Here is a 6582-nt window from a genome sequence, read left to right on the forward strand (position 1 = left end):
TGACCTCAGTCGGGCATCCCGCTGCCGGTCACCGCTCCGGTGCCGGTGTCGGTCGACCCCTCGGTCGCGGCCTGCTGCATCTGGCCGTGGTCGGCGTCGGGGGAGTCGTGGGCGATGTCGGCCTGGCCGGGGGCTGCCTCCGCGGCGGCCTCCTGCGCGGCCTTGGCACCCTCGGGCAGCTGCTCGTCACGCATCTCGGTCATGGTGTGGCTCCTTCGAGTCGATCGGTGCCCTCCACCCTAGGCACCGCGAGGCCGCTGCGGGGCCTTCGCCCGGACCAGAGCACGCCCGCGATCACGAGGACACCGCCGAGCAGCTCGATCGCGGTGGGGCGCTCGCCGAGCACCAGCCAGGCGGTGAGGATCCCGACGACGGGGACGAGCAGCGAGTATGGCGCCACCACCCCCGCCGGGTGCCGCGCCATGAGCCACACCCAGATGCCGGAGCCGACGACGGTGCCGAGCAGCACGGTGTAGGCGAGGCCGACCCACGCCGGCGCCGCCGCGGCCGACACCGACGTGCCGAGGGACGACGCGATGCGCGCGGGCCCTTCCACCAGCAACGACAGCACCAGCATGGGCAGCGGCGGCACCACGGACATCCATAGGGTCAGGTGCAGGGGCTTGGGCGCGCGCGCCAGGCGGCTGCACAGGTTGCCGAAGGCCCACCCCAGCCCGCCGAGCACCACCAGCACGAAGGGCAGCACGCTCGTCGCCGTCGCCCGTGACACGCCGACCAGCACGAGCCCACCCACCGCCACGGCGATCCCGACGCGTTGCGTCAGCCCCACCCGCTCGCCGAGCAGCAGCGCACCCAGCACCACGGTGAACGGCGCCGACGCCTGGAGCACGAGCGACGCCAGGCCGGCCGGGAAGCCCATGGCCATGCCGAGGTAGAGCCCGATGAACTGCACCGTCCCGAACCCCAGCCCGTAGCCGACCAGCCACGTCAGCGGCACGTCGGGACGGGGCACGAGCAGGATCGTGGGCACCGCGATGATCGCGAAGCGCAGGGCGACGAGGAACAACGGCGGGAACTGCTCCAGCGAGGTGTGGATCGCCAGGAAGTTGACGCCCCAGAGCACGGCCACGAGGGCCGCGAGGGCGCGGTGGGTCATCGGCATGCACCCATCGTCCGGCTCCGCGACCGTTCAGGGCAAGCGACGATCCATGACGCAAAGCATTAGGTTGGCTTCATGGATCTGCGTCACCTCGAGCTCCTCCGTGACCTGGCCGACCGCGGGACCCTGGCCGCCGTCGCCGCGGCCACCCACCGCACGCCCTCCGCGGTCTCCCAGCAGCTGCGCACCGCGGAGCGGGAGATCGGGGTGCGCCTCGTCGAGCCCGACGGCCGGCGCCTCCGGCTGACGCCCGAGGGCCGCCTGCTCGCGGCCGGCGCGGACGAGGTCGGCGAGGTGCTCGCCCGGGTCCATGGACGGCTCGACGAGCTCGTCGGCACCCCCGCCGGCACGGTCAGCATCGGCACGCTGCCCAGCGCCGGAGAGGCGCTGCTGCCCGGTCTCCTCCAGCGCCTCAGCAGCACGCAGATCCACTTGGAGATCGACGACTTCGACGTCCCCGAGGCGGAGTTCGCGGTGCGGGCCCGCGACGTGGACGTGGTGGTGGCGCACAGCCTCACGCCGGGGGCGGCGAGCGTCCAGGACGGTCGCGTGCGCCGCGTCATCGCCCGCGAGCCCATCGACGTGGCGCTGCCCGCGAGCCATCCGCTCGCGGGACGCGCGACCCTGCGCCCTGCGGACCTCGCCGGCACGACCTGGGTGGGCGTGCCGGTCGGCTACCCCTTCGACACGGTCATGGGGAGCATCGAGCGTGACCTCGGGGCGACCCTGGAGCGCCGCTACCGCCTGCGCGACAACCGGCTGGTCGAGTCGCTGGTGGCGTCCGGCGAGGGACTGGGTCTCCTCCCTCGTTTCACCACGCGATCACGCCAGGGGGTCGTCATACGGCCTCTGCAGGGTGTCCGGGCGCACCGCTCGATCTTTGCGCTGTCCCGCCGGGAGCGGCACGAGCGCCTGGCCGTGCGCACCGTCGTGGACCTGCTGGTCGAGGTCGGCCGCGATCTCGTGCGGGCACGGGGAGAGGCCGCCACCCGCGAGGGGTGACGGCCTCTCGCGTCGTGAGGCGACGGCCGGAGCCGTCAGCGGGACGACGTCACTGGCTGCTGTCGCCGACGCGCTCGTCGCCCTGCTGCTGGACAGAGTCGATCTTGTCGGAGTGCTGCCCACCAGTGCGCTCGTCGAGCTGGTCGCCAGCTCGCTCGATGCCCTGGTCGGAGAACTGCTCGACCTTCTCGGGGTTCTGCTCCGCAGCCTCGGTGGCCTTGTCCTTGATGTTGTCGAACATGCTCATCGCCGTCTCCTTCCAGTCGGGGCCAGGTCAGGAGCACCTCGGTCCGTCGCCGGCACGGTGCGCTCCGCCGACCACCCTGCCCCACGCGACCGGTCCTTGTCACTCGCTCTGGGACAATGGCACGTATGCCGGACCCCGCCCTGCCACCCGTCGTCGCCGTCGTCGGGGCCACCGCCACCGGCAAGTCCGACCTCGGGGTCGCCCTGGCCGCACGGCTCGGCGGCGAGGTCGTCAACGCCGACGCGATGCAGCTCTATCGCGGGATGGACGTCGGCACCGCCAAGCTGAGCGTGGCTGAGCGACAAGGGATCCCGCACCACCAGCTGGACGTCCTGGGCGTGCGGGACGAGGCGAGCGTCGCGGCCTACCAGCGCGAGGCGCGCGCCGACATCGACGAGGTCCGGCGACGTGGGCTCGTCCCTGTCCTGGTCGGGGGTTCGGGCCTCTACGTCCGGGCCGCGCTGGACCTGCTCGACATCCCGCCCACCGATCCCGACGTCCGCCGTCGGCTCGAGGCGGAGGTCGGCGACGACGCGGCGGGCCTGCCGGCGCTCGTCGAGCGCCTCCGACGGCTGGACCCCGTCGCCGCCGACCAGATCCTCCCCAGCAACGCCCGGCGCGTCGTGCGCGCGCTGGAGGTCATCGAGCTGACGGGGCGACCCTTCAGCGCGACCATGCCGGAGCGCACCCATCGCCTGCCCACGGTCGTCGTCGGGCTGCGTGTGGACCGGCCGGTGCTCGACGAGCGGCTCGGCCTGCGCATCGACCGCATGTGGGAGCAGGGGCTGCTCGACGAGGTGCGGGCGCTGGACGCCGCCGGGCTCCGCGACGGGCGCACCGCGAGCAAGGCGCTCGGCTACGCCCAGGCCCTGGCCCAGCTGGACGGCGACCTGTCCGAGGACGATGCCAAGGACTTGACGGCCACCCTCACGCGCAAGCTCGCTCGCCGCCAGGAGGCGTGGTTCCGCCCCGACCCCCGGATCACCTGGCACGACGCCACCGCGGTGGCCACGGGGGAGCGTCCCATCGGCGACCTGCACGACGAGGTGCACGCGGGCGTGCTGACGTCGCTGCCCGGCCTGTCAGCCCCGGCCCAGCGCGCAGGAGACAATGAGGCATGACCTCCGACCCGACCGAGCCCGTGGGCAGCCCCCGGCGGCTGGACTTCACCAAGGGCCACGGCACCGAGAACGACTTCGTCCTCGTCCCTGACGCGCAGGGCTCGATCCCGCTGACCCCCAGCGAGGTCGCCTGGCTCGCCGACCGCCGCGCCGGCATCGGCGGAGACGGCGTCATCCGGGTCGTCCCCACGGCGCTCGCGGGCGAGCCCGCCGTCATGGACCAGGCCTCGGACGCGCGCTGGTTCATGGACTACCGCAACGCCGACGGGTCGGTCGCCGAGATGTGCGGCAACGGCACGCGGGTCTTCGCGGCCTACCTGCGCCGCGAGGGCCTCGAGCAGGACCCGGAGTTCGCGATCGCGACCCGCGCCGGGCTCAAGCACGTCCGCGTGGGTGCTGGAGGTGGTCACGGCGACGGCGGCCACGGCGGCGACGGTCGAGGTGCAGGCGCTCGCGAGACGGGGGAGACGGCATACGCGGTCAACCTCGGACCCTGGCGGCTGAGCTCGCCCGCCGAGGCTGCTGCGCAGGGCTCGGACGCGCTGGTCAAGGTCGACGACCACGAGGCCGTCCCCGCCCTGTCGCTCGACCTCGGCAACCCGCACACCGTCGTCATGCTGCCCGCCGGCCGCGAGCTCGACGAGCTCGACCTCACCCGAGCGCCGCTCGTGCAGCCGACGCCCCTCGAGGGCACCAACGTGGAGTTCGTGCAGGTGCTCGGGCCGGGGCACATCCGCATGCGCGTGCACGAGCGCGGGGTGGGGGAGACCCGATCCTGCGGCACGGGGGCCGCTGCCGCGGCGCTCGCGGTCCGCTGGTGGGCCGGCGGGGGCGACGCCGGAGCCGACGGGGCACCCCGGGACCAGGTCACCGACCTCTGGCGGGTCGACGTGCCCGGCGGCACGGTGCACGTCCGCGCCCTGCCCGGCGACCAGGTCGAGCTGTCCGGTCCCGCAGCGCTGGTCGCCGACGGCACCGTCGAGCTGCCTCCCCGGCACTAGCCGGCTCGTGGCCGCCCCCGGCCGATCTGTCCGAGTCCTGGGACGCTCCCCGCATCCGGTCGGGACCGAATGTCCCACATGCTGGATCGCCCCTTCTGCCCGAGATGTCCCCTCGCCTAGTTTCCGCAGATGACTGCACCCAGCCCCCGCGGACCTCGTCCGTCGGCCACGCTCCGGGGCGTCCTCGCCCTCGCGCTGGCCCTGCCTGTCACCGCCGCCGCCTCCCTCACCACCGCCGGCGCCACACCGGTCCCGCAGCGTCCCGCCCCCCGTGACCAGGGGCCCGTCGGTCACACCCTGCCCAAGACCGGCACCATGACCGGCTCCGGCGGGGCCGTCGCCAGCGTCGACCCGGTCGCCAGCCAGGTGGGCATCGACGTGCTCAAGCGCGGGGGCAACGCCGCCGACGCCGCCGTCGCGACGGCGGCCGCCCTCGGCGTCGTCGAGCCCTACGCCAACGGCATCGGCGGTGGCGGCTACTTCGTCTACTACGACGCCCGCACCAAGCGTGTGTCGACCATCGACGGGCGCGAGACCGCCCCGGCCGGCATGACCGAGACGTCCTTCCTCGAGGGCGGCAAGCCGATGGACTTCACCAAGGCCGTCAACTCGGGCCTGTCCGTGGGGGTCCCGGGCACCGTGGCGACCTGGCAGGCGGCCCTGCAGGACTACGGCACCCGGTCGTTCAGCCAGATGCTGGCCCCGGCCGAGGAGATCGCGCGTCGTGGCTTCGTCGTCGACGACGCGTTCGAGACCGCCACCGCCGACAACGCCAAGCGGTTCGCGCAGTTCCCGGCGACCGCCTCGCTCTTCCTCCCCGGCGGCAAGCCGGTCGAGGCGGGCACGGTCCTGCGCAACCCGGACCTCGCAGCGACCTACGCCGAGCTGCGCCGCCGCGGTCCGTCGGCTCTCTACCGCGGCGGGATCGCCCAGGACATCGCCAAGGTCGTCAACACGCCGGTCACCGTGCCCGGCGTGATGGTCCCCAGCGGCACCATGACCACGGCCGACCTCGGTCGCTACCAGGTCAAGCGACTGGCCCCCATCCACTCGACCTACGAGGGCCACGACTACTACGGCATGGCGGGGTCGTCCTCGGGCGGCATCGCCGTCGCCGAGACCCTCAACCTGCTCGAGGAGTATGCCGAGCGCACGGGCGTCGCGCTGCACGACGTCGACGACGTGCAGTACTACCACCGCTTCGCCGAGGCCACCGCCACGGCGTTCGCCGACCGCAACCGCTGGGTGGGCGACGTGCCCGGCGTGCCGCGCCAGCAGCTGGTGTCGCAGGGCTTCGCGCGGGAGCGGGCGTGCGGCTTCGACCCGGCCAAGGCGCAGCAGCGTCCCATCGCCTTCGGCAACCCCGACGGGGCCTACGGCGGCTGCGGCACCGCGCTCGGCAAGGCCGGCCAGGGCAACGACGGCCAGGCCACCACGCACCTCACGGTGGCCGACAAGTGGGGCAACGTCGCGTCATACACCCTGACCATCGAGCAGTTCGGCGGCAGCGGCATGGTGGTCCCCGGTCGCGGCTTCCTGCTCAACAACGAGCTGACCGACTTCAACTTCAGGCCGTTGACGGAGGGCGTCCCTGACCCCAACCTGCCCGCGCCGGGCAAGCGTCCGCGCTCGTCGATGAGCCCGTCGATCGTGCTCAAGGGCGGCCGGCCGTTCATGGCGGCCGGTGCCGCCGGCGGCGCGACGATCATCACGACCACCGCGCAGACGATCGTCGAGGTCATCGACCGGGACAAGACGGCGACGGGTGCGCTCGGAGCGCGGCGGATCTCGTCGCGCAACACGGCGGCGACCGCCGAGCCGCAGCTCATCAACAGCGCGACCGGAGCGGCGCTCAAGGCACTCGGGCAGCCGATGACCCCGGCCGAGACCATCGGGCGCGGCACCGCGATCCGCGTCCTCGGGCGCAACCTGTTCGACGCCGGGGCCGAGCCGACCCGCGGTGGCGGTGGGTCCGCGATGGTGGTTCACCAGGGAAAGCTCGACAAGCACAGCAAGCCCAGCAAGCCCAGCAAGCCCAGCAAGCCCCGCCACCGCTGACCCCCCCGCCCCTCCGCCGAGTGGTCACGTCCC

At 73.5% G+C, this 6582-nt stretch carries 7 protein-coding genes; 4 read left to right on the forward strand and 3 right to left on the reverse strand.

What is annotated here, in order from left to right; all coding sequences use genetic code 11:
* Window positions 1-5: 5 nt before the first annotated feature.
* Both B4E97_RS14320 and B4E97_RS14325 read right to left on the reverse strand, forming a co-directional pair.
* Complete coding sequence (locus B4E97_RS14320) at window positions 6-203, reverse strand: hypothetical protein (RefSeq protein WP_019284573.1); 198 nt, start codon at window positions 201-203, stop codon at window positions 6-8.
* Window positions 200-1123 carry an EamA family transporter gene (locus tag B4E97_RS14325; protein ID WP_239266562.1) on the reverse strand — a complete coding sequence of 308 codons (924 nt, stop codon included), beginning with the start codon at window positions 1121-1123 and terminating at the stop codon, window positions 200-202. Before B4E97_RS14325 ends, B4E97_RS14320 begins: the two co-directional genes overlap by 4 nt.
* 72 nt (window positions 1124-1195) lie before the next feature.
* On the opposite strand from B4E97_RS14325, the gene B4E97_RS14330 reads away from it, so the two are divergent.
* Window positions 1196-2122, forward strand: a complete 927-nt coding sequence (locus B4E97_RS14330; protein WP_286960358.1) for a LysR family transcriptional regulator — start codon at window positions 1196-1198, stop codon at window positions 2120-2122.
* Window positions 2123-2171: 49 nt separating this feature from the next.
* On the opposite strand, the gene B4E97_RS14335 is transcribed toward B4E97_RS14330, so the two are convergent.
* The gene (locus tag B4E97_RS14335) at window positions 2172-2369 is read right to left on the reverse strand and encodes an antitoxin (RefSeq protein ID WP_029212599.1); all 198 of its coding nucleotides are present in this window, start codon (window positions 2367-2369) and stop codon (window positions 2172-2174) included.
* Between the two features lie 125 nt (window positions 2370-2494).
* Here B4E97_RS14335 and miaA point away from each other — a divergent pair, with 125 nt between their 5' ends.
* From miaA to ggt, 3 genes are all read left to right on the forward strand, one after another.
* The gene (miaA, locus tag B4E97_RS14340; protein ID WP_029212600.1) at window positions 2495-3490 is read left to right on the forward strand and encodes a tRNA (adenosine(37)-N6)-dimethylallyltransferase MiaA; all 996 of its coding nucleotides are present in this window, start codon (window positions 2495-2497) and stop codon (window positions 3488-3490) included.
* Entirely contained in the window at window positions 3487-4491 is a 1005-nt protein-coding gene (gene dapF, locus B4E97_RS14345) for a diaminopimelate epimerase (RefSeq protein ID WP_286960361.1), read from the forward strand. Before miaA ends, dapF begins: the two co-directional genes overlap by 4 nt.
* A 129-nt stretch (window positions 4492-4620) precedes the next feature.
* Window positions 4621-6549, forward strand: coding sequence for a gamma-glutamyltransferase (ggt, locus tag B4E97_RS14350; RefSeq protein WP_286960363.1), 1929 nt, complete (start codon window positions 4621-4623; stop codon window positions 6547-6549).
* Window positions 6550-6582: the final 33 nt, after the last annotated feature.

The organism is Arsenicicoccus sp. UBA7492, assembly GCF_002479615.1.
GTDB lineage: Bacteria > Actinomycetota > Actinomycetes > Actinomycetales > Dermatophilaceae > Arsenicicoccus > Arsenicicoccus bolidensis.

Bases quoted from the DNA above. Each gene is read 5' to 3' on its own strand.
- B4E97_RS14330 (WP_286960358.1), top strand. From the start codon at position 1,196: ATGGATCTGCGTCACCTCGAGCTCCTCCGTGACCTGGCCGACCGCGGG.
- B4E97_RS14320 (WP_019284573.1), bottom strand. From the start codon at position 203: ATGACCGAGATGCGTGACGAGCAGCTGCCCGAGGGTGCCAAGGCCGCG.
- B4E97_RS14335 (WP_029212599.1), bottom strand. From the start codon at position 2,369: ATGAGCATGTTCGACAACATCAAGGACAAGGCCACCGAGGCTGCGGAG.
- ggt (WP_286960363.1), top strand. From the start codon at position 4,621: ATGACTGCACCCAGCCCCCGCGGACCTCGTCCGTCGGCCACGCTCCGG.
- B4E97_RS14325 (WP_239266562.1), bottom strand. From the start codon at position 1,123: ATGCCGATGACCCACCGCGCCCTCGCGGCCCTCGTGGCCGTGCTCTGG.
- miaA (WP_029212600.1), top strand. From the start codon at position 2,495: ATGCCGGACCCCGCCCTGCCACCCGTCGTCGCCGTCGTCGGGGCCACC.
- dapF (WP_286960361.1), top strand. From the start codon at position 3,487: ATGACCTCCGACCCGACCGAGCCCGTGGGCAGCCCCCGGCGGCTGGAC.